The sequence below is a fragment of the uncultured Escherichia sp. genome, from assembly GCF_948475835.1.
Lineage (GTDB): Bacteria > Pseudomonadota > Gammaproteobacteria > Enterobacterales > Enterobacteriaceae > ECMA0423.
In genome coordinates this window covers 1-21,153 of sequence record NZ_CAOLGM010000077.1, presented here as the reverse complement: position 1 = coordinate 21,153, position 21,153 = coordinate 1, and the positions used below count along the sequence as shown (strand labels likewise).

The 21,153-nt window shown below is 51.8% G+C and carries 24 protein-coding genes, 1 tRNA gene and 1 pseudogene; 18 read left to right on the top strand and 8 right to left on the bottom strand.

Annotated elements, in window-relative coordinates:
• The 7 genes and pseudogenes from galP to ruvX form a co-directional block, all read left to right on the top strand.
• Window positions 1–397, top strand: a pseudogene (galP, locus tag QZF50_RS15215) (galactose/proton symporter); the annotation flags it as partial.
• 76 nt (window positions 398–473) lie between these two features.
• Window positions 474–971, top strand: coding sequence for a SprT family zinc-dependent metalloprotease (locus QZF50_RS15210; protein WP_000858396.1), 498 nt, complete (start codon window positions 474–476; stop codon window positions 969–971).
• A gap of 94 nt (window positions 972–1,065) precedes the next feature.
• The gene (endA, locus tag QZF50_RS15205) at window positions 1,066–1,773 is read left to right on the top strand and encodes a deoxyribonuclease I (RefSeq protein WP_000286500.1); all 708 of its coding nucleotides are present in this window, start codon (window positions 1,066–1,068) and stop codon (window positions 1,771–1,773) included.
• A 79-nt stretch (window positions 1,774–1,852) separates the two neighbouring features.
• Complete coding sequence (rsmE, locus tag QZF50_RS15200) at window positions 1,853–2,584, top strand: 16S rRNA (uracil(1498)-N(3))-methyltransferase (RefSeq protein WP_001222508.1); 732 nt, start codon at window positions 1,853–1,855, stop codon at window positions 2,582–2,584.
• Window positions 2,585–2,596: 12 nt separating this feature from the next.
• The gene (gene gshB, locus QZF50_RS15195; RefSeq protein WP_000593270.1) at window positions 2,597–3,547 is read left to right on the top strand and encodes a glutathione synthase; all 951 of its coding nucleotides are present in this window, start codon (window positions 2,597–2,599) and stop codon (window positions 3,545–3,547) included.
• 108 nt (window positions 3,548–3,655) lie between these two features.
• Complete coding sequence (locus QZF50_RS15190) at window positions 3,656–4,219, top strand: YqgE/AlgH family protein (protein ID WP_001053178.1); 564 nt, start codon at window positions 3,656–3,658, stop codon at window positions 4,217–4,219.
• Window positions 4,219–4,635 (top strand): Holliday junction resolvase RuvX, encoded by a 417-nt coding sequence (gene ruvX, locus QZF50_RS15185; protein ID WP_000017111.1) that lies wholly within the window; start codon window positions 4,219–4,221, stop codon window positions 4,633–4,635. Before QZF50_RS15190 ends, ruvX begins: the two co-directional genes overlap by 1 nt.
• A gap of 175 nt (window positions 4,636–4,810) precedes the next feature.
• On the opposite strand, the gene QZF50_RS15180 is transcribed toward ruvX, so the two are convergent.
• Window positions 4,811–5,791: a type IV pilus twitching motility protein PilT gene (locus tag QZF50_RS15180; RefSeq protein ID WP_001055620.1), complete on the bottom strand. Its 981-nt coding sequence runs from the start codon at window positions 5,789–5,791 to the stop codon at window positions 4,811–4,813.
• Window positions 5,792–5,808: 17 nt separating this feature from the next.
• Here QZF50_RS15180 and yggS point away from each other — a divergent pair, with 17 nt between their 5' ends.
• From yggS to hemW, 5 genes are read left to right on the top strand one after another with little or no spacing between them, the layout of a single operon-like run.
• Entirely contained in the window at window positions 5,809–6,513 is a 705-nt protein-coding gene (yggS, locus tag QZF50_RS15175) for a pyridoxal phosphate homeostasis protein (RefSeq protein ID WP_000997795.1), read from the top strand.
• A gap of 17 nt (window positions 6,514–6,530) precedes the next feature.
• Window positions 6,531–7,097, top strand: a complete 567-nt coding sequence (yggT, locus tag QZF50_RS15170) for an osmotic shock tolerance protein YggT (RefSeq protein WP_001094831.1) — start codon at window positions 6,531–6,533, stop codon at window positions 7,095–7,097.
• Window positions 7,094–7,384, top strand: coding sequence for a DUF167 family protein YggU (gene yggU, locus QZF50_RS15165; RefSeq protein WP_001277222.1), 291 nt, complete (start codon window positions 7,094–7,096; stop codon window positions 7,382–7,384). Before yggT ends, yggU begins: the two co-directional genes overlap by 4 nt.
• A 7-nt stretch (window positions 7,385–7,391) precedes the next feature.
• Entirely contained in the window at window positions 7,392–7,985 is a 594-nt protein-coding gene (locus QZF50_RS15160) for an RdgB/HAM1 family non-canonical purine NTP pyrophosphatase (RefSeq protein ID WP_001174745.1), read from the top strand.
• A complete protein-coding gene (gene hemW, locus QZF50_RS15155; RefSeq protein WP_000239917.1) occupies window positions 7,978–9,114 on the top strand; it encodes a radical SAM family heme chaperone HemW in 1,137 nt (378 codons plus the stop codon). Before QZF50_RS15160 ends, hemW begins: the two co-directional genes overlap by 8 nt.
• A gap of 154 nt (window positions 9,115–9,268) precedes the next feature.
• On the opposite strand, the gene QZF50_RS15150 is transcribed toward hemW, so the two are convergent.
• The 5 genes from QZF50_RS15150 to trmB form a co-directional block, all read right to left on the bottom strand.
• On the bottom strand, window positions 9,269–10,276 hold the full coding sequence (locus QZF50_RS15150; protein WP_000745217.1) for a DUF1202 family protein: 1,008 nt from the start codon (window positions 10,274–10,276) through the stop codon (window positions 9,269–9,271).
• 116 nt (window positions 10,277–10,392) lie between these two features.
• Window positions 10,393–11,439 carry an L-asparaginase 2 gene (gene ansB, locus QZF50_RS15145; RefSeq protein WP_000394125.1) on the bottom strand — a complete coding sequence of 349 codons (1,047 nt, stop codon included), beginning with the start codon at window positions 11,437–11,439 and terminating at the stop codon, window positions 10,393–10,395.
• Window positions 11,440–11,614: 175 nt separating this feature from the next.
• Complete coding sequence (locus QZF50_RS15140) at window positions 11,615–12,334, bottom strand: DUF2884 domain-containing protein (protein ID WP_000984796.1); 720 nt, start codon at window positions 12,332–12,334, stop codon at window positions 11,615–11,617.
• A gap of 183 nt (window positions 12,335–12,517) precedes the next feature.
• Window positions 12,518–12,844, bottom strand: coding sequence for a YggL family protein (locus QZF50_RS15135; RefSeq protein WP_001107564.1), 327 nt, complete (start codon window positions 12,842–12,844; stop codon window positions 12,518–12,520).
• Window positions 12,844–13,563, bottom strand: coding sequence for a tRNA (guanosine(46)-N7)-methyltransferase TrmB (gene trmB / locus QZF50_RS15130; protein ID WP_000786911.1), 720 nt, complete (start codon window positions 13,561–13,563; stop codon window positions 12,844–12,846). The genes QZF50_RS15135 and trmB overlap by 1 nt, the downstream gene beginning before the upstream one ends.
• Window positions 13,564–13,723: 160 nt before the next feature.
• Between trmB and mutY the strand changes: the two genes are divergently transcribed.
• The 4 genes from mutY (at window position 13,724) to nupG (ending at window position 17,681) form a co-directional block, all read left to right on the top strand.
• Window positions 13,724–14,776 (top strand): A/G-specific adenine glycosylase, encoded by a 1,053-nt coding sequence (mutY, locus tag QZF50_RS15125; RefSeq protein WP_001321419.1) that lies wholly within the window; start codon window positions 13,724–13,726, stop codon window positions 14,774–14,776.
• A 27-nt stretch (window positions 14,777–14,803) separates the two neighbouring features.
• Window positions 14,804–15,079, top strand: a complete 276-nt coding sequence (locus tag QZF50_RS15120) for an oxidative damage protection protein (RefSeq protein ID WP_000091700.1) — start codon at window positions 14,804–14,806, stop codon at window positions 15,077–15,079.
• A gap of 64 nt (window positions 15,080–15,143) precedes the next feature.
• On the top strand, window positions 15,144–16,223 hold the full coding sequence (gene mltC / locus QZF50_RS15115; RefSeq protein ID WP_000760323.1) for a membrane-bound lytic murein transglycosylase MltC: 1,080 nt from the start codon (window positions 15,144–15,146) through the stop codon (window positions 16,221–16,223).
• A 201-nt stretch (window positions 16,224–16,424) separates the two neighbouring features.
• On the top strand, window positions 16,425–17,681 hold the full coding sequence (gene nupG, locus QZF50_RS15110; protein WP_001049791.1) for a nucleoside permease NupG: 1,257 nt from the start codon (window positions 16,425–16,427) through the stop codon (window positions 17,679–17,681).
• 49 nt (window positions 17,682–17,730) lie between these two features.
• Here the strand turns inward: nupG and speC are convergent, their stop codons facing one another.
• Window positions 17,731–19,866 (bottom strand): ornithine decarboxylase, encoded by a 2,136-nt coding sequence (speC, locus tag QZF50_RS15105; RefSeq protein ID WP_001472260.1) that lies wholly within the window; start codon window positions 19,864–19,866, stop codon window positions 17,731–17,733.
• 161 nt (window positions 19,867–20,027) lie between these two features.
• On the bottom strand, window positions 20,028–20,111 hold the full coding sequence (gene yqgH, locus QZF50_RS15100) for a protein YqgH (RefSeq protein WP_211180506.1): 84 nt from the start codon (window positions 20,109–20,111) through the stop codon (window positions 20,028–20,030).
• A gap of 152 nt (window positions 20,112–20,263) precedes the next feature.
• Here yqgH and QZF50_RS15095 point away from each other — a divergent pair, with 152 nt between their 5' ends.
• Together QZF50_RS15095 and QZF50_RS15090 are read left to right on the top strand one after the other, a co-directional pair.
• A complete protein-coding gene (locus tag QZF50_RS15095) occupies window positions 20,264–20,971 on the top strand; it encodes a DUF554 domain-containing protein (RefSeq protein WP_000234514.1) in 708 nt (235 codons plus the stop codon).
• A 105-nt stretch (window positions 20,972–21,076) separates the two neighbouring features.
• Window positions 21,077–21,152: transfer RNA gene (locus QZF50_RS15090), tRNA-Phe, on the top strand.
• The last annotated feature ends 1 nt before the right edge of the window (window position 21,153 follow it).

Below are 21,153 nucleotides of genomic sequence, written 5' to 3'. Positions count from 1 at the left end.
GCTCGGTACAATGATGCATATCGGTATTCACTCTCCGTCAGCGCAGTATTTCGCCATCGCCATGCTGCTGATGTTTATTGTCGGTTTTGCCATGAGTGCCGGTCCGCTGATTTGGGTACTGTGCTCCGAAATTCAGCCGCTGAAAGGCCGCGATTTTGGCATCACCTGCTCCACCGCCACCAACTGGATTGCCAACATGATCGTTGGCGCAACGTTCCTGACCATGCTCAACACGCTGGGTAACGCCAACACCTTCTGGGTGTATGCGGCTCTGAACGTACTGTTTATCCTGCTGACATTGTGGCTGGTACCGGAAACCAAACACGTTTCGCTGGAACATATTGAACGTAATCTGATGAAAGGTCGTAAACTGCGCGAAATCGGCGCTCACGATTAATCTCCTCAGGCTTCCTCCCATCGCGGAGGAAGCCACCTCTTGCAGTCATCTTTTCTTCGCTCTATCCTCTGCCGCTATGAAAACATCCCGTCTCCCTATCGCCATCCAGCAGGCCGTTATGCGCCGCCTGCGGGAAAAACTCGCCCAGGCCAACCTGAAGCTAGGGCGTAACTACCCGGAGCCAAAACTCTCTTACACCCAGCGCGGAACCTCCGCCGGAACAGCCTGGCTGGAAAGCTATGAAATCCGCCTCAATCCCGTTTTGCTGTTGGAAAACAGTGAAGCTTTTATTGAAGAAGTGGTACCGCACGAACTGGCACATTTGCTGGTATGGAAACATTTCGGCCGCGTAGCGCCACATGGCAAAGAGTGGAAGTGGATGATGGAAAGCGTGCTGGGCGTTCCCGCCCGTCGTACGCATCAGTTCGAACTGCAATCCGTGCGTCGCAACACCTTCCCCTACCGCTGCAAGTGCCAGGAGCATCAGCTTACCGTACGCCGCCATAATCGCGTAGTTCGTGGCGAGGCCGTCTATCGCTGTGTTCACTGCGGTGAACAGCTGGTTGCGAAATAACCATCTGAACTATCAGGAACTTTCCTGATCTGGCTGATTGCATACCAAAACAACTTTCGCTACGTTGCTGGCTCGTTTTAACACGGAGTAAGTGATGTACCGTTATTTGTCTATTGCTGCGGTGGTACTGAGCGCAGCATTTTCCGGCCCGGCGTTGGCCGAAGGTATCAATAGTTTTTCTCAGGCGAAAGCCGCGGCGGTAAAAGTCCACGCTGACGCGCCCGGTACGTTTTATTGCGGATGTAAAATTAACTGGCAGGGCAAAAAAGGCGTTGTTGATCTGCAATCGTGCGGCTATCAGGTGCGCAAAAATGAAAACCGAGCCAGCCGCGTAGAGTGGGAACACGTCGTTCCCGCCTGGCAGTTCGGTCACCAGCGCCAGTGCTGGCAGGACGGTGGACGTAAAAACTGCGCTAAAGATCCGGTCTATCGCAAGATGGAAAGCGATATGCATAACCTGCAGCCGTCAGTCGGTGAGGTGAATGGCGATCGCGGCAACTTTATGTACAGCCAGTGGAATGGCGGCGAAGGCCAGTACGGTCAATGCGCCATGAAGGTCGATTTCAAAGAAAAAGCTGCCGAACCACCAGCGCGTGCACGCGGTGCCATTGCGCGCACCTACTTCTATATGCGCGACCAATACAACCTGACACTCTCTCGCCAGCAAACGCAGCTGTTCAACGCATGGAACAAGATGTATCCGGTTACCGACTGGGAGTGCGAGCGCGATGAACGCATCGCGAAGGTGCAAGGCAATCATAACCCGTATGTGCAACGCGCTTGCCAGGCGCGAAAGAGCTAACCTACACTAGCGGGACTCTTTTTGTTAACCCCTACCCCACGCGTACAACCGCGTGGGGAGACGACGCGGATTTTTAACTATGCGTATCCCCCGCATTTATCATCCTGAACCACTGACCAGCCATTCTCACATCGCGCTTTGCGAAGATGCCGCCAACCATATCGGGCGCGTACTGCGCATGGGGCCGGGGCAGGCGTTGCAATTGTTTGACGGTAGCAACCAGGTCTTTGACGCCGAAATTACCAGCGCCAGCAAAAAAAGCGTGGAAGTGAAGGTGCTGGAAGGCAAGATCGACGATCGCGAATCTCCGCTGCATATTCACCTCGGTCAGGTGATGTCGCGTGGTGAAAAAATGGAATTTACGATCCAGAAATCGATCGAACTCGGTGTAAGCCTCATTACGCCACTTTTTTCTGAGCGCTGCGGCGTTAAACTGGATAGTGAACGTCTGAACAAGAAGCTCCAGCAGTGGCAGAAGATTGCAATTGCTGCCTGTGAGCAGTGTGGTCGTAACCGGGTGCCGGAAATCCGCCCAGCGATGGATCTGGAAGCCTGGTGTGCAGAGCAGGATGAAGGACTGAAACTGAATCTTCACCCGCGCGCCAGTAACAGCATCAATACGTTGCCGTTACCGGTGGAACGCGTCCGCCTGCTGATTGGCCCGGAAGGCGGTTTATCGGCAGATGAAATTGCCATGACTGCCCGCTATCAATTTACTGATATCCTGTTGGGACCTCGCGTTTTGCGTACAGAAACAACTGCGCTCACCGCCATTACCGCGCTACAAGTACGATTTGGCGATTTGGGCTAACGGAGAAGAATAATGATCAAGCTCGGCATCGTGATGGACCCCATCGCAAACATCAACATCAAGAAAGATTCCAGTTTCGCTATGTTGCTGGAAGCACAGCGTCGTGGTTACGAACTTCACTATATGGAGATGGGCGATCTGTATCTGATCAATGGCGAAGCCCGCGCCCATACCCGCACGCTGAACGTGAAGCAGAACTACGAAGAGTGGTTTTCATTCGTCGGTGAACAGGATCTGCCGCTGGCCGATCTCGATGTGATCCTGATGCGTAAAGACCCGCCGTTTGATACCGAGTTTATCTACGCGACCTATATTCTGGAACGTGCCGAAGAGAAAGGGACGCTGATCGTTAACAAGCCGCAGAGCCTGCGCGACTGTAACGAGAAACTGTTTACCGCCTGGTTCTCTGACTTAACGCCAGAAACGCTGGTTACGCGCAATAAAGCGCAGCTAAAAGCGTTCTGGGAGAAACACAGCGACATCATTCTTAAGCCGCTGGACGGTATGGGCGGCGCGTCGATTTTCCGCGTGAAAGAAGGCGATCCAAACCTCGGCGTGATTGCCGAAACCCTGACTGAGCATGGCACTCGCTACTGCATGGCGCAAAATTACCTGCCAGCCATTAAAGATGGCGACAAACGCGTGCTGGTGGTGGATGGCGAGCCGGTACCGTACTGCCTGGCGCGTATTCCGCAGGGGGGCGAAACCCGTGGCAATCTGGCTGCCGGTGGTCGCGGTGAACCTCGTCCGCTGACGGAAAGTGACTGGAAAATCGCCCGTCAGATCGGGCCGGCGCTGAAAGAAAAAGGGCTGATTTTTGTTGGTCTGGATATCATCGGCGACCGTCTGACTGAAATTAACGTCACCAGCCCAACCTGTATTCGTGAGATTGAAGCAGAGTTTCCGGTGTCGATCACCGGAATGTTAATGGATGCCATCGAAGCACGTTTACAGCAGCAGTAACCCACCTTAGCGAGAAGGATCTCGTTGAGACTCTGAGTGACAGCGCCCTTCTTTCCACGCATACTGGGCGTTGTTGCTTTTTTGAACCAGGAAACAGAACCTCTGACAATGAATTTACAGCATCACTTTCTTATTGCCATGCCTGCTCTCCAGGATCCGATTTTCCGTCGTTCCGTGGTCTACATTTGCGAACATAATACCAATGGTGCAATGGGGATCATCGTCAACAAGCCGCTGGAAAATCTCAAAATTGAAGGGATTCTGGAAAAGCTGAAGATCACGCCGGAGCCGCGTGATGAATCAATCCGTCTGGATAAACCGGTTATGCTCGGCGGTCCGCTGGCTGAAGATCGCGGGTTTATTTTGCATACTCCGCCCTCCAATTTTGCTTCCAGCATTCGCATTTCAGACAACACAGTGATGACCACTTCCCGCGATGTGCTGGAAACGCTCGGCACCGATAAACAACCGTCTGACGTATTGGTGGCTCTGGGTTATGCCTCCTGGGAAAAAGGTCAACTGGAACAAGAAATTCTCGATAACGCGTGGCTAACGGCCCCGGCGGATCTGAATATTCTGTTCAAAACGCCGATTGCCGACCGCTGGCGCGAGGCGGCAAAACTGATTGGTGTGGATATTCTCACCATGCCTGGTGTGGCAGGGCACGCCTGATGAGTGGAACCTTACTCGCCTTCGACTTCGGCACCAAAAGCATTGGCGTAGCGGTCGGCCAACGCATTACCGGCACTGCTCGCCCTTTGCCTGCAATTAAAGCACAGGACGGTACGCCGGACTGGAACCTCATCGAACGTTTACTGAAAGAGTGGCAGCCGGACGAAATCATCGTCGGTTTGCCGCTGAATATGGACGGCACCGAGCAACCATTGACTGCCAGAGCGCGTAAATTTGCCAACCGTATTCATGGTCGTTTCGGTGTTGAAGTAAAACTCCATGACGAACGTCTTAGCACCGTGGAAGCCCGTTCCGGTCTGTTTGAACAGGGCGGCTATCGGGCGCTCAACAAAGGCAAAGTCGACTCTGCCTCTGCGGTTATTATTCTCGAAAGCTATTTCGAGCAGGGATATTAAGGCGATCTAAAAGCCTGGCGGATAGTCGTTACCGCCATCTTGCCGGATGCGGCGTGAACGCCTTATCCAGTACACATCTGGCAGCGGCTGTAGGTCTGATAAGACGCGTTAGCGTCGCATCAGACATTTATTGCCTTTATAGGCCCTATAAACTTGCGCATCGGGCATGGCAACGTCACAAACGCCCTTCCCCCACCCGCTGCTGATAACTCTGCTGAAACGTTAACATCCCCACCTGCTGCCCGGTTTGAATAACATGCGGTAACTGGTGGGTTTTCCCTTCGCGAATCAAATTCCCCACCGCGGGAGTGTTAATCAATAATTCAAACAGCGCCACGCGTCCTTCCTGTTTATCCACTTCCAGCTTTTGTGACAACACGGCCCGTAAACTACCTGCCAGTTGATTACGTACGGGATCTTTTTCCTGCGCCGGAAATGAATCCACCAGTCGCTCAACTGCCTGCGCGGCACCACGCGTATGTAATGTTGCCAGCACCAAATGCCCGGTTTCTGCCGCCGTCAGTGCCAGACGGATTGTCTCGCTGTCACGCAGCTCTCCGAGCAAAATCACATCAGGATCTTCCCGCAATGCGGCCCGCAATCCCGATGCGAACGTCATACAGTGCAAACCAATTTCCCGCTGCTGGATCAAACATCGCTGGCTGGCATAGATATATTCAACAGGATCTTCCAGCGTCAGAATATGCGCATCGGCATGTTGATTGAGATAGCCAACCATCGCCGCCAGCGTGGTAGATTTGCCGCTCCCCGTCGCCCCCGTCACCAGAATCAGGCCATTCTCGCTCTTGAGTAATTCCGGCAATACCGTTGGTGCGCCAAGCTGTTCGAGCTGTGGACAGTGCGAAGGTAACAACCGTAATGCCAGAGAAATACCTTGCCGTTGCGCGAACGCACTGCCACGCAACCGCTGGTTTTCCGCCAGCGACACGGCAAAATCCAGCTGGCCATTTTCCAGCAATATTGCCCGCTGATCGTCATCCAGCCACTCCCGCAGTAGCTCTTCGACGTCCGGCGCATCAAACGGCGCAGCTTCCATTAGCCCGCGAATGCGCCATCGTGCGGGCCAGGCGCTGCACAGGTGTAGATCCGAGACGTTATGCTTTACACTAAGGGCCACAATTTCTTCCATATTCATACTAAGATCCTCGGAAAATGAACGATATTGCGCATAACCTGGCACAGGTCCGGGACAAAATCTCAGCGGCTGCAACGCGTTGCGGCCGTTCTCCAGAAGAAATTACGCTGCTTGCAGTCAGTAAAACAAAACCTGCGAGCGCCATCGCAGAAGCCATTGATGCCGGGCAGCGTCAATTTGGTGAAAACTACGTTCAGGAAGGGGTAGATAAAATTCGCCACTTTCAGGAACTGGGCGTAACAGGATTAGAATGGCATTTTATTGGCCCGTTGCAGTCTAATAAAAGCCGCCTGGTGGCAGAGCATTTCGACTGGTGTCATACCATCGACCGTTTGCGCATTGCTACCCGCCTCAACGATCAGCGCCCGGCAGAACTTCCCCCTCTTAACGTACTGATTCAAATTAATATTAGTGATGAAAACAGTAAGTCCGGGATTCAACTGGCAGAACTGGACGAGCTGGCAGCGGCGGTCGCTGAACTACCGCGTTTACGTCTGCGCGGGCTGATGGCAATCCCTGCGCCTGAGTCAGAATATGTAAGGCAGTTTGAAGTTGCACGCCAAATGGCTGTAGCATTTGCCGGACTGAAAACGCGCTACCCGCATATCGACACGCTCTCTCTGGGAATGTCGGACGATATGGAAGCCGCCATTGCGGCAGGTAGCACGATGGTTCGTATCGGCACTGCAATTTTTGGTGCGCGTGATTACTCTAAAAAATAAGGAATTAAAGGAACGCCATGAATACGTTGACTTTCCTGCTTTCAACGGTCATTGAGCTGTATACCATGGTGCTGTTATTACGCATCTGGATGCAGTGGGCTCATTGTGATTTTTACAACCCCTTCTCACAGTTTGTAGTGAAGGTAACACAGCCAATTATCGGGCCACTGCGCCGCGTTATTCCGGCAATGGGTCCCATTGATAGCGCCTCGCTGCTGGTTGCGTACATTCTCAGTTTTATCAAAGCCATCGTGCTGTTTAAAGTGGTGACCTTCCTGCCAATCATCTGGATTGCCGGTTTACTGATTCTGCTGAAAACCATCGGCCTGCTGATTTTCTGGGTCCTGCTGGTGATGGCGATTATGAGCTGGGTAAGCCAGGGTCGTAGTCCGATTGAATACGTGCTGATTCAGCTGGCCGATCCGCTGCTGCGCCCGATTCGCCGCCTGCTACCGGCAATGGGTGGGATTGATTTCTCGCCGATGATCCTCGTTCTGCTGCTGTATGTCATCAATATGGGTGTCGCAGAAGTATTACAGGCAACCGGAAACATGCTGCTGCCGGGGCTGTGGATGGCGTTATGAGTGCCGTAACAGTTAATGATGACGGTCTGGTTTTACGGCTCTATATTCAGCCGAAAGCCAGCCGTGATTCTATTGTCGGTTTACATGGCGACGAAGTTAAAGTCGCCATTACCGCGCCGCCGGTTGACGGTCAGGCCAACAGTCATCTGGTGAAGTTTCTCGGTAAGCAATTCCGGGTTGCCAAAAGCCAGGTGGTGATTGAAAAAGGCGAACTTGGCCGCCACAAACAAATTAAAATCATTAATCCGCAACAAATCCCGCCAGAAATCGCGGCGTTAATTAATTAGGTATCCTATGCAAAAAGTTGTCCTCGCAACCGGCAATGCCGGTAAAGTGCGTGAGCTGGCGTCGCTGCTTAGCGACTTCGGTCTTGATATCGTGGCCCAAACAGACCTCGGCGTAGATTCCGCTGAAGAAACCGGCCTGACCTTTATCGAAAACGCGATTCTGAAAGCGCGCCATGCGGCAAAAGTGACCGGTTTACCGGCAATTGCCGACGACTCTGGTCTGGCGGTAGATGTGCTTGGCGGCGCGCCGGGCATTTACTCCGCGCGTTATTCCGGTGAAGACGCGACCGATCTAAAGAATCTGCAAAAACTGCTGGAAACACTGAAAGACGTACAGGATGACCAACGTCAGGCGCGTTTCCACTGCGTGCTGGTATATCTGCGTCACGCGGAAGATCCGACTCCGCTGGTATGCCACGGTAGCTGGCCGGGCGTGATTACTCGTGAACCAGCGGGCACTGGTGGCTTTGGTTATGATCCAATCTTCTTCGTACCTTCCGAAGGGAAAACCGCCGCCGAACTGACCCGCGAAGAAAAGAGCGCCATTTCCCACCGTGGTCAGGCATTGAAACTGCTGCTGGACGCTTTACGTAATGGTTAAATTACCGCCGCTGAGTCTCTACATTCACATCCCGTGGTGCGTGCAGAAATGCCCGTACTGCGATTTCAACTCTCACGCGTTGAAAGGAGAAGTGCCGCACGACGATTACGTTCAGCATCTGCTTTGCGATCTGGACAACGATGTGGCTTACGCTCAGGGCCGTGAAGTAAAGACAATCTTTATTGGCGGTGGTACGCCGAGCCTGCTTTCCGGCCCGGCGATGCAAACGCTGCTGGACGGCGTGCGTGCGCGTTTGCCGCTGGCAGCGGATGCAGAAATTACTATGGAAGCGAACCCTGGTACGGTAGAAGCCGATCGCTTTGTCGATTATCAGCGTGCTGGTGTGAACCGCATCTCTATTGGTGTGCAGAGTTTTAGCGAAGACAAGCTGAAACGACTTGGGCGTATTCATGGCCCGCAAGAAGCGAAACGCGCGGCAAAGCTGGCGAGCGGGCTGGGGCTGCGTAGCTTTAACCTCGATTTGATGCATGGACTACCGGATCAATCACTGGAAGAGGCGCTTGGCGATCTACGCCAGGCCATTGAACTGAATCCGCCGCATCTTTCCTGGTATCAACTGACCATCGAACCTAATACGCTGTTTGGTTCACGCCCGCCGGTACTGCCGGACGACGACGCGCTGTGGGATATATTCGAACAGGGGCATCAGTTATTAACCGCAGCGGGTTATCAGCAATATGAAACTTCCGCTTACGCCAAACCCAGTTATCAGTGCCAGCACAATCTCAACTACTGGCGCTTTGGCGACTACATCGGTATTGGCTGCGGCGCGCACGGCAAAGTGACCTTCCCGGATGGGCGCATTCTGCGTACCACTAAAACGCGTCATCCGCGTGGTTTTATGCAAGGAAGGTATCTGGAAAGCCAGCGTGATGTCGAAGCCGCAGATAAGCCGTTTGAGTTCTTTATGAATCGCTTCCGTCTGCTGGAGGCCGCGCCGCGCGTGGAGTTTATTGCGTATACCGGGCTTTGCGAAGATGTGATTCGCCCACAGTTAGACGAGGCGATTGCCCAGGGTTATCTCACCGAATGTGCGGATTACTGGCAGATAACGGAACATGGGAAGCTGTTTTTAAATTCGCTGCTGGAGCTTTTTCTGGCTGAGTAAACTTGTATTGCCGGATGCGGCGTGAACGCCTTATCCAGCCGACATGTGGCAGCGGTTGTAGGTCTGATAAGACGCGCAAGCGTCGCATCAGACGTTGATTGCCGGATGCGGGGTCAACGCCGCATCCTGCTACAAATCGTGCACTATATCAAACTTACTTAATCACCCCATTGCGCCGCAGTTGTTCGGTATCTTTTTTCCAGCGTTCATTAGCTTGGTTGATATCGTCAATTTTCATCAAAATCGCGACTTTTTTACTGTTTATTTCTGAAACTTTCATCGTTAACGGATATTGCCCTTTTTCGAGCGTTACCCAGTCATCCTGCAATTTACGGCTGAGTTTTTGTGATTGCAGAAAAGTCTGTCGCCGTTGTTCGTTGATATCGAAATCTCGTTTCTGCTGAATCGGCACTTCATAACACTCTTCACTCTGTTTATGACATGCCGCAATCGCCGGTTGATAAACCTCTTTGTCATATTTAACCGCGAACGCCTCGCTATCGTTCTGTTTATTAAACTCATCACGCTGTTGGTGAATTTTTTTAAAGGCTTCTTCGCGGGTCATTTGCTTACCGTTTGCATCTTTTCCCCAATATGCATCCGCTGCTTTCTGCGCCGCCACCATTTGCTTATCAAGCGCTTTCACTTCCTTTTCCAGCGCAGGAATCGAGTTCTTCTGGGTATTCAACGCAGATTCAAGCTGACTAAAGCGATAATTGAAATCTTCGCTATTCACGATCAGATATTTATTATTCGTTTTGATATCGTCGACCACCCGCCCACGATCGCTGGCTGCCGCCTGAAAAGAGTAAAAGTTCACCGACCAGCCAGACGCGGGCGTTCCTTTACTGGTTAACATCGCCGAGAATTTTACCGGTTTATCTTTCGTCCAGGTCTGTTCGAGCAGTTCGTAATCTGCCAACTGACCGACCCAGGTATAGAGATCGTCACTGGAAGAGACATCGCCTTCCGCTGACCAGGTGGCCTGATTACCCTTAGCATCAAGATTTTTTAAGGTGATAGCATCAAGCTTGAGAATGCCGTGATACTGCTTTTTGAATTGATCTTTTAAGATATTTTCAGTTGGCGGTTCGCCATCTGCCCAGGCATTACCAGTCATCAACATAAGCAGTGCCGTGCCAACAATCCATTGCTTTTTCACCCGAAAACCCTCGCGCGGAATAATTTATTCCGGTGATTATCATTAGGGTAATTAAAATTGGCAATGGACGTGAGTCTGAAGTGAAAAAGCCCCGGCACGATACCGGGGCGAGGCGATTAGTACTGATTGAAGATCTGCTGGATCTGCTGCGGATCTTTGGTTTGCGTCAGAGCCAGTTGCAGCAGAACGCGCGCTTTTTGCGGGTTCAGCGTGCCAGAGGCGACGAAGCCGTATTTCGCATCATCCACTTCGGCATCCTGAGTGGTAGCGCCCGTCGGTACGCGGGAAGAACGCACGACTGCAGTACCGTTTTTCGCGGCGGTCGCCAGCGTGTCGAACACAGATTTATACAGGTTGCCGTTACCCACACCAGCGCTAACGATGCCATCATAGCCCGCATCTACCAGTGCTTTAGCCGGAAGATCGGATGCGTTAGCGTAGTTATAAACAATGCCGACTTTCGGCAGTTCATTCAGCTTAGAGACATCGAATGGCGTGTCGCTGGTATGCTTACGTGCCGGGGTACGCTGGTAGTCAATCTTACCGTTGTGAATGTAACCCAGAGGACCGTAGTTAACAGACTTGAAGGTCGCTACGTCGGTGGTGTTGGTTTTGGTGACGTCACGGCCATCAAGCACGGTGTCATTCATCACTACCAGCACGCCACGGTTGGCGGAGGCTTTATCAGCTGCGGTCACTACCGCGTTATACAGGTTGAATGGACCGTCTGCGCTCATGGACGTGGACGGGCGCATTGCGCCGACCATCACCACCGGTTTGTCGCATTTCACCGTCAGGTCGAGGAAGTAAGCGGTTTCTTCCATCGTGTCGGTACCGTGGGTAATGACGAAGCCGTCGGTTTTATCGCAGTCGGTGTTAATTTTTTTCGCCAGTGTCAGCCAGACATTATCGTTCATGTCCTGGGAGCCGATATTCACTACCTGCTCGCCTTTAACGTTCGCAATGTCTTTTAGTTGCGGCACCGCATTAACCAGATTTTCTACGCCAACTTTACCCGCTGTGTAGTTAGATTTGGTTGCGGAGTCACCACCACCGGCAATGGTCCCGCCGGTTGCTAAAATGGTGATATTGGGTAATGCCAATGCTGCACCACTAAAACCCATAACCAGTGCGGCAAGTGCCGTCTTTTTGAAAAACTCCATTTCATTCCTCCAGTTACGTGAACGCTACGCATTATCCCTTAGCTCTGTATGGGAAATTTGACGTTAAACAATTTACAACGTGAATATATTTTGGAGATCTACAAAGTTAGAGGCAGGTAACAAAACGAAGAATTAAACGGCATAAAAAAGTATTATGCCGTCTTAAAATAGAGGATTATTTTAAATTCCCGACCAGGGCTTTGCGGCTATCTTCCAGAGTCACAACGCGGCTACAAACATCTTTGCCAAACTGCTGGAAATCTTTTTCCTGCTTTTTCCACTCGGTTTGGATTGAGGATTGCAGCCCCCCCAGGCTTCCCAGCACATTCTGTAATGGGTTACCGCCGCTTTTCAGCACCGCTTTCGCGCCCATTTCATTAATGCTGTCCTGTAAAATTCCACCCATTGCCTGATTCACTAATTGCTGGCCTTCGGCGCGAACCTGATCAATGGCTTTATAGTGAAACGTCAGGCCATCGCTGCGCGTTTCGATAATGCGGTTCATCTGCTCTTTCAGCTGCGCATCAAGTTTGGTCAGACGGCTGCGCATTTTGCTGCTTTCGCCCATCTCCTGAACGATAATTTTATCCAGCGCAATACGGGCTTTTTCGACGCGGCTTTTCGCGCCTTCATCAATCCACGGCAGCGTGCTGCGTAGTTCAGCCTGATAATCCTTCGCCTGCTCGCGCTGGGCGGCATTCAGGGAATATTGCTTACCGTTATACATCACGTTGCCGTCTGGCGTGATCACCAGATTGCCGTTTTCGCCCTTCACCTGCACGGTTTGCGGGCTGACAATCACATCGTCACGCGGCGTGACGCTGCACTGGTAGTCGGCGTGAGCGGTCATTGCCGTCACTGAAAGTGCTGCCGCCAGCAGCATTTTGCGCATCATAGTCTTCCCTCAAGAAAAAATCAGGCCAGCATTTGCTGGCCCCAGATTGATAACAAAGTACGCGTTTTCCATGCCGGATGCGGCGTAAACACCTTATCCCGCCTACTCGATCGTGCATCTTTCCAGGCATGATAAGCGTAGCGCATCAGGCAGTTTTGCATTTGTCATCGCCCGTATGCTTTCTTAGTCCCACCAAACGTCGAAAAGTTCGCTGGTGCGTACCTCATCCAGTTTGCGCTCTTCCAGCCACTTACGCACAATCGCCTGATGTTCTTCGGTGCATTTGCCGATTTCCTGCATGCAGATCAGACCTTCCCAGGCCAGATAACCGCTGCCGTCAAAGGCCAGTTTGTTCGGTTCGATAACCTCGTTAATAAAATCATCAACGGTTTTATCAATCTGTTCTTCCGATGTACCTTCCGGGAATCGCCATGCCACCGAAAATCCTAATTCCTGGAATTCGTCGATGTGCATTTTTTTACGCAGACGACGGCTACGGTTCTTTGCCATTATTTCACCCTCTCGAACATTAAGTCCCATACTCCGTGACCAAGACGATGACCACGTTGTTCAAATTTCGTCACCGGACGTGATGCCGGACGCGGTACGTAATCATTGCTCTCTGACAGGTTTTTATAACCGTCAATAGAAGACATCACTTCAAGCATATGTTCCGCATAAGGTTCCCAGTCGGTCGCCATATGGAATACGCCCCCCAGCTGCAGTTTGCTTTTTACCAGTTCGGCAAACGGCACCTGAACGATACGGCGTTTATTATGGCGCGCTTTGTGCCACGGGTCAGGGAAAAAGAGCTGCACCATGCGCAATGAATTGTCAGGAATCATTTTATGCAGCACTTCAACCGCATCGTGACACATCACGCGCAGGTTGCTTAAACCTTCTTCATGCGCAGAAGCCAGGCACGCACCAACGCCCGGTGAATGCACTTCAATGCCGAGGAAGTCCTGCTCGGGGCGATCTTTAGCCATTGCCACCAGCGACGCCCCCATGCCAAAACCAATCTCAAGCGTCACCGGCGCTTCACGGCCAAAAAGCGCGGGGAAATCCAGCATATCTTCGCTGAACTCAACGCCCATCACCGGCCAGTAGTTTTCCAGCGCATGTTCCTGGCCTTTGGTCAGTCGCCCCTGGCGGCGCACAAAACTACGGATACGGCGCAGTGGGCGGCCGTTTTCATCAAATTCCGGTGAAATGACGTCGTTTTTCATAAAGATTTAGTCGCTTGTGAAAGTGTTCTGAAAACGGGCATTATCCAAAGTTAGTTGCCGGATGCAAGCATGATAAGGCCGTGGCTGCGGAAAGTTCCGGTTTACACCCTGCCGTCGCTGTGCTGCAATCTTGCCCCCAACAACAGTGAATTCGGTGACCATGCAAGCGTCGCAATTTTCAGCCCAGGTTCTGGACTGGTACGATAAATACGGGCGGAAAACGCTGCCCTGGCAAATTGACAAGACGCCCTACAAAGTATGGCTCTCAGAAGTGATGTTGCAACAAACTCAGGTTGCGACCGTTATCCCCTATTTTGAACGCTTTATGGCGCGCTTCCCGACGGTGACCGATCTCGCCAATGCGCCGCTCGACGAAGTTCTCCACTTGTGGACCGGGCTTGGCTATTACGCCCGCGCGCGCAACCTGCATAAAGCGGCACAACAAGTGGCGACCTTACACGGCGGTAAATTCCCGGAAACCTTTGAAGAAGTCGCGGCGTTACCGGGCGTCGGGCGTTCCACCGCAGGTGCGATTCTCTCGCTTTCTCTGGGTAAGCACTTTCCGATTCTCGACGGTAACGTCAAACGGGTGCTGGCGCGCTGCTATGCTGTAAGCGGCTGGCCAGGGAAAAAAGAGGTCGAGAATAAATTATGGAGTTTGAGCGAGCAGGTGACGCCCGCGGTTGGCGTGGAACGGTTTAATCAGGCGATGATGGATTTGGGTGCGATGATTTGTACGCGCTCGAAACCGAAATGTTCGCTCTGTCCGCTACAAAACGGATGTATTGCCGCCGCCAACAATAGCTGGGCGCTTTATCCGGGCAAAAAACCGAAACAGACGCTGCCGGAGCGCACCGGCTACTTTTTGCTATTACAGCACGAAGATGAAGTATTGCTGGCGCAGCGTCCGCCGAGCGGATTGTGGGGCGGTTTATACTGTTTCCCGCAGTTTGCCGACGAAGAAAGTTTGCGGCAGTGGCTGGCGCAACGGCAGATTGCTGCCGATAACCTGACGCAGCTGACCGCGTTTCGGCATACCTTCAGCCATTTCCACTTAGATATTGTGCCTATGTGGCTTCCCGTGTCGTCATTCACCGGCTGCATGGATGAAGGCAATGCGCTCTGGTATAACTTAGCGCAACCGCCGTCAGTTGGCCTGGCGGCTCCCGTGGAGCGTTTGTTACAGCAGTTACGCACTGGCGCGCCGGTTTAGCGCGTGAGTCGATAAAGAGGATGATTTATGAGCAGAACGATTTTTTGTACTTTCCTGCAACGTGAAGCAGAAGGTCAGGATTTTCAGCTGTACCCCGGCGAGCTGGGAAAACGCATCTATAACGAGATCTCCAAAGAAGCCTGGGCGCAGTGGCAGCACAAACAAACCATGCTGATTAATGAAAAGAAACTCAACATGATGAATGCCGAGCACCGCAAGCTGCTGGAGCAGGAGATGGTCAACTTCCTGTTCGAGGGTAAAGAGGTGCATATCGAGGGCTATACGCCGGAAGATAAAAAATAAAAACAGTGCCGGAGCACGCCTCCGGCAACTTGCATAAAAACAAACACAACACGCACCCGGAATGATGAAAAAATATCTCGCGCTGGCTTTGATTGCGCCGTTGCTCATCTCCTGTTCGACGACCAAAAAAGGCGATACCTATAACGAAGCCTGGGTCAAAGATACCAACGGTTTTGATATTCTGATGGGGCAATTTGCCCACAATATTGAGAACATCTGGGGATTCAAAGAGGTGGTGATCGCCGGTCCTAAGGACTACGTGAAATACACCGATCAATATCAGACCCGCAGCCACATCAACTTCGATGACGGTACGATTACTATCGAAACTATCGCCGGGACAGAACCTGCCGCGCATTTGCGCCGGGCAATTATCAAAACGTTGCTGATGGGTGACGATCCGAGTTCGGTCGATCTCTATTCCGACGTTGATGATATTACGATTTCGAAAGAACCTTTCCTTTACGGTCAGGTGGTGGACAACACCGGGCAGCCGATTCGCTGGGAAGGTCGCGCGAGCAACTTCGCGGATTATCTGCTGAAAAACCGTCTGAAGAGCCGCAGCAACGGGCTGCGTATCATCTACAGCGTTACCATTAACATGGTGCCGAACCACCTTGATAAACGTGCGCACAAATATCTCGGCATGGTCCGCCAGGCGTCACGGAAATATGGCGTTGATGAGTCGCTGATTCTGGCGATTATGCAGACCGAATCTTCCTTTAACCCATATGCGGTCAGCCGTTCCGATGCGCTGGGATTAATGCAGGTGGTACAACATACTGCCGGGAAAGATGTGTTCCGCTCGCAGGGGAAATCCGGCACGCCGAGCCGCAGTTTCTTGTTTGATCCTGCCAGCAATATTGATACCGGCACCGCGTATCTGGCGATGCTGAACAATGTTTATCTCGGCGGAATTGATAACCCAACATCGCGGCGTTATGCCGTCATCACCGCCTATAACGGCGGCGCAGGCAGCGTGCTGCGAGTCTTTTCGAATGATAAGATTCAGGCTGCCAATATTATTAACACCATGACGCCGGGCGATGTTTATCAGACGCTGACGACCCGCCATCCCTCTGCGGAATCTCGCCGTTATCTTTATAAAGTGAATACCGCGCAAAAATCCTACCGCCGCCGATAATTCCATTAACCGCCCCTGACGATGCTCAGGGGCAAAAATGTTATCCACATCACAATTTCGTTTTGCAAATTGGGAATGTTTGCAATTATTTGCCACAGGTAACAAAAAACCAGTCCGCGAAGTTGATAGAATCCCATCATCTCGCACGGTCAAATGTGCTTTTTCAAACACTCATCCGCATCACGATGTGAGGAAATTAACATGAATCTTAAGCTGCAGCTGAAAATCCTCTCTTTTCTGCAGTTCTGTCTGTGGGGAAGTTGGCTGACGACCCTCGGCTCCTATATGTTTGTTACCCTGAAGTTTGACGGTGCTTCTATTGGCGCAGTTTATAGCTCACTGGGTATCGCAGCGGTCTTTATGCCTGCGCTGCTGGGGATTGTGGCCGACAAATGGTTAAGTGCGAAATGGGTATATGCCATTTGCCACACCATTGGCGCTATCACGCTGTTCATGGCGGCACAGGTCACGACACCGGAGGCGATGTTCCTTGTGATATTGATTAACTCGTTTGCTTATATGCCAACGCTTGGGTTAATCAACACCATCTCTTACTATCGCCTGCAAAATGCCGGGATGGATATCGTTACTGACTTCCCGCCAATCCGTATCTGGGGCACCATCGGCTTTATCATGGCAATGTGGGTGGTGAGCCTGTCTGGCTTCGAATTAAGCCACATGCAGCTGTATATTGGCGCAGCACTTTCCGCCATTCTGGTTCTGTTTACCCTGACTCTGCCGCATATTCCGGTTGCTAAACAGCAAGCGAATCAGAGCTGGACAACCCTGCTGGGCCTCGATGCATTCGCGCTGTTTAAAAACAAGCGTATGGCAATCTTCTTTATCTTCTCAATGCTGCTGGGCGCGGAACTGCAGATTACCAACATGTTCGGTAATACCTTCCTGCACAGCTTCGACAAAGATCCGATGTTTGCCAGCAGCTTTATTGTGCAGCATGCGTCAATCATCATGTCGATTTCGCAGATCTCTGAAACCCTGTTCATTCTGACCATCCCGTTCTTCTTAAGCCGCTACGGTATTAAGAACGTAATGATGATCAGTATTGTGGCGTGGATCCTGCGTTTTGCGCTGTTTGCTTACGGCGACCCGACTCCGTTCGGTACTGTACTGCTGGTACTGTCGATGATCGTTTACGGTTGCGCATTCGACTTCTTCAACATCTCTGGTTCGGTGTTTGTCGAAAAAGAAGTTAGCCCGGCAATTCGCGCCAGTGCACAAGGGATGTTCCTGATGATGACTAACGGCTTCGGCTGTATCCTCGGCGGCATCGTGAGCGGTAAAGTTGTTGAGATGTACACCCAAAACGGCATTACCGACTGGCAGACCGTATGGTTGATTTTCGCTGGTTACTCCGTGGTTCTGGCCTTCGCGTTCATGGCGATGTTCAAATATAAACACGTTCGTGTCCCGACAGGCACACAGACAGTTAGCCACTAATTACGCAAAGAAAAACGGGTCGCCAGAAGGTGACCCGTTTTTTTTATTCTTACTTCAACACATAACCGTACAACCGTTTCATGCCATCCGCATCGGTTTCGCTATAAACACCTTGCAGCTCCGGCGAAAATCCCGGCAACAAATTCCCCCCTTCTTCCAGTGCAAGGAAATAACGTTGAACCGCCCCACCCCAGACTTCCCCGGGTACCACGCAAAGCACGCCAGGTGGATAAGGCAACGCCCCTTCTGCCGCAATTCGCCCTTCGGCATCACGAATCCGCACCAACTCCACTTCACCGCGAATATAAGCGCTATGCGCATCCTGGGGGTTCATCACCACTGACGGGAAACTCTGCTGGCGGAACATCGCTTTTTGTAGGTCTTTGACGTCGAAACTGACATACAGATCGTGCATCTCCTGACACAACTGGCGCAGGGTGTAGTCGCGATAGCGCACCGGATATTTGTTATAAACGCTCGGCAACACCTCAGCCAGCGGCGAGTCATCCTCAATATGCTGTTCAAATTGCGCCAGCATCGCCACCAGTTGTGCCAGCTTCTCGTGGCTTTCCGCCGGAGTTAATAAGAACAGAATGGAGTTGAGATCGCACTTCTCCGGCACAATGCCGTTCTCACGCAGATAGTGCGCCAGAATCGTCGCCGGAACGCCAAAGTCGCTATATTCGCCAGTTTCGGCATTGATACCTGGTGTAGTGAGTAACAGCTTGCACGGATCAACAAAATACTGATCCGCGGCATATCCTTCAAAGCCGTGCCACTTCGCCCCCGGCTCAAAACTGAAAAAACGGCGGTCGCTGGCTAACACAGATGTCGGATAATCCTGCCACAATTTGCCATCAACAACGGGCGGGATAAACGGGCGGAACAGCTTACAGCGCGCAAGAATAGCCTTGCGCGACTCAATACCCAACTCAACGCACTCAGCCCACAGCCGACGCCCACTCTCCCCTTCATGAATTTTGGCGTTAACATCCAGTGCAGCAAACAGCGGATAGAAAGGGCTGGTAGAAGCATGGAGCATAAAGGCGTTATTCAACCGCTTATGCGGGCAAAAACGCGCCTGTCCGCGGATATGGTTATCTTTTTTATGGATCTGCGACGTCTGTGAGAATCCAGCCTGCTGTTTGTGCACCGACTGGGTCACAAAAATCCCCGGATCGTTTTCGTTAAGTTCTAACAGCAGCGGCGAGCTATCCGCCATCATCGGGATAAATTGTTCGTAACCGACCCACGCGGAATCAAACAGAATGTAATCACACAGATGCCCAACGGTATCGATCACCTGACGGGCGTTATAGACAGTTCCGTCATAGGTTCCCAGCTGGATAATCGCCAGGCGAAACGGGCGCGGCAGGTCGGCTTTTTCTGGCGCAACGTCGCGAATTTGCTGGCGCAGATACTCTTCATTAAAACAGTGCGCATCAATACCGCCAATGAAACCAAACGGGTTACGTGAAGCTTCCAGATAGACCGGCGTCGCCCCCGCCTGAATCAACGCGCCGTGATGATTCGACTTATGGTTGTTACGGTCGAAGAGCACCAGATCGCCACGCGTTAACAGCGCATTCGTCACCACTTTATTCGCTGCCGATGTGCCGTTCAGCACAAAATAGGTTTTATCGGCATGAAAGACTTTGGCTGCGAATTTCTGCGCATCTTTCGCCGATCCTTCATGAATAAGCAGATCGCCCAATTTTACGTCAGCGTTACACATATCGGCGCGAAAGACGTTCTCACCAAAGAAATCGTAAAAATGGCGTCCGGCAGGATGCTTTTTAAAAAACGCACCATGTTGATGTCCAGGGCAAGCAAAGGTGCTGTTGCCCATCTCAACGTACTGCGTCAGCGTGTCATAAAACGGTGGCAGCAAATTCTCTTCATACTGACAGGCTGCGGATTCCAGCTCCAGCCACTGCTGCTCGTTGCCGTTGATTACCGCCGTAACGCCCGCAGGTAATTCAACAGCATGTTCGGAATACAAAAACACCGGTAGATGAAAACCGGTGCGCTTAAGCAACGCAAGAATGCCACTGCGACTATCCGCAGCGGTAATGACGACTGCCGCGACGTCCGTAAAATCAGTATCTCCCAACGCCACCACGCGACGATGAGAAGAAAGTCGGGATACCAGTTCACTACTGGCGGCAATATTCATTGATTTCATAAGCGCAAACCCGTTTCGGGGAAGTAAGAATACCGGACAAGGTGGAAAACCCTGCCCCATGAGATATGGGTCAAACTGGTCACCAGCTCCGACCGCCAGACATCAGTAAAAGCAGAAACGCTCTGATTTTACTGTTGTCCTGCAGTGAGCGTGCGTTAACTTCACCGCATGAGCAGTAACATAGAAAGGGAAACGTTTCGCGCGAAACGGCGATAAGCGAGAGAATGTAAGGAGATGGCGTGCATCGGGCAAACTCCGTACAGAGAGGAGAAAATTCGCGCAATCATGGCACCTTTCGCTAAAGCGTGCAAGCCAGGACTTTGCGACCAGACAAGCCATCAACAAGGCAAAAAGTTCATAATAAGAAAATCAAACAATACAGCTAACAGGAACTCTTGTGGTCATCGGCCCTTTTATCAACGCTAGTGCAGTCTTACTGGGTGGCGTTCTCGGCGCACTGCTCAGCCAACGCTTACCGGAACGTATCCGCGTCTCCATGACATCTATTTTTGGTCTGGCATCGCTGGGGATTGGTATTTTACTGGTTGTGAAATGCGCCAACCTTCCAGCGATGGTTTTAGCTACGCTACTTGGCGCTCTAATTGGCGAAATTTGTTTGCTGGAGAAAGGTGTCAATACAGCAGTCGCCAAAGCACAAAATCTGTTTCGTCACTCACGTAAGAAGCCAGCGCATGAATCTTTTATTCAGAATTATGTCGCGATTATTGTCCTGTTTTGCGCCAGCGGCACCGGGATCTTCGGGGCGATGAACGAAGGGATGACCGGCGATCCGAGTATTTTAATCGCCAAGTCATTTCTTGATTTCTTTACGGCGATGATCTTCGCCTGCTCGCTGGGTATTGCGGTGTCGGTAATTAGTATCCCATTACTGATCATCCAGTTAACGCTGGCGTGGGCTGCCGCGCTGATATTACCGCTGACCACACCGTCGATGATGGCAGACTTCAGCGCCGTAGGCGGTTTATTGCTGCTGGCAACCGGATTACGCATCTGTGGCATTAAAATGTTCCCGGTGGTCAACATGCTTCCAGCACTCCTTCTGGCAATGCCGCTTTCCGCCGCCTGGACCGCCTGGTTTGCCTGACAATGCGTGCAATAGCGGCAAAGTGATGATAGATTGTGCAGTCTGCAGTAAATTGAAGAAATTTGATTGACGAGACGAGGCGAATCAGGTTTAATGCGCCCCGTTGCCCGGATAGCTCAGTCGGTAGAGCAGGGGATTGAAAATCCCCGTGTCCTTGGTTCGATTCCGAGTCCGGGCACCAA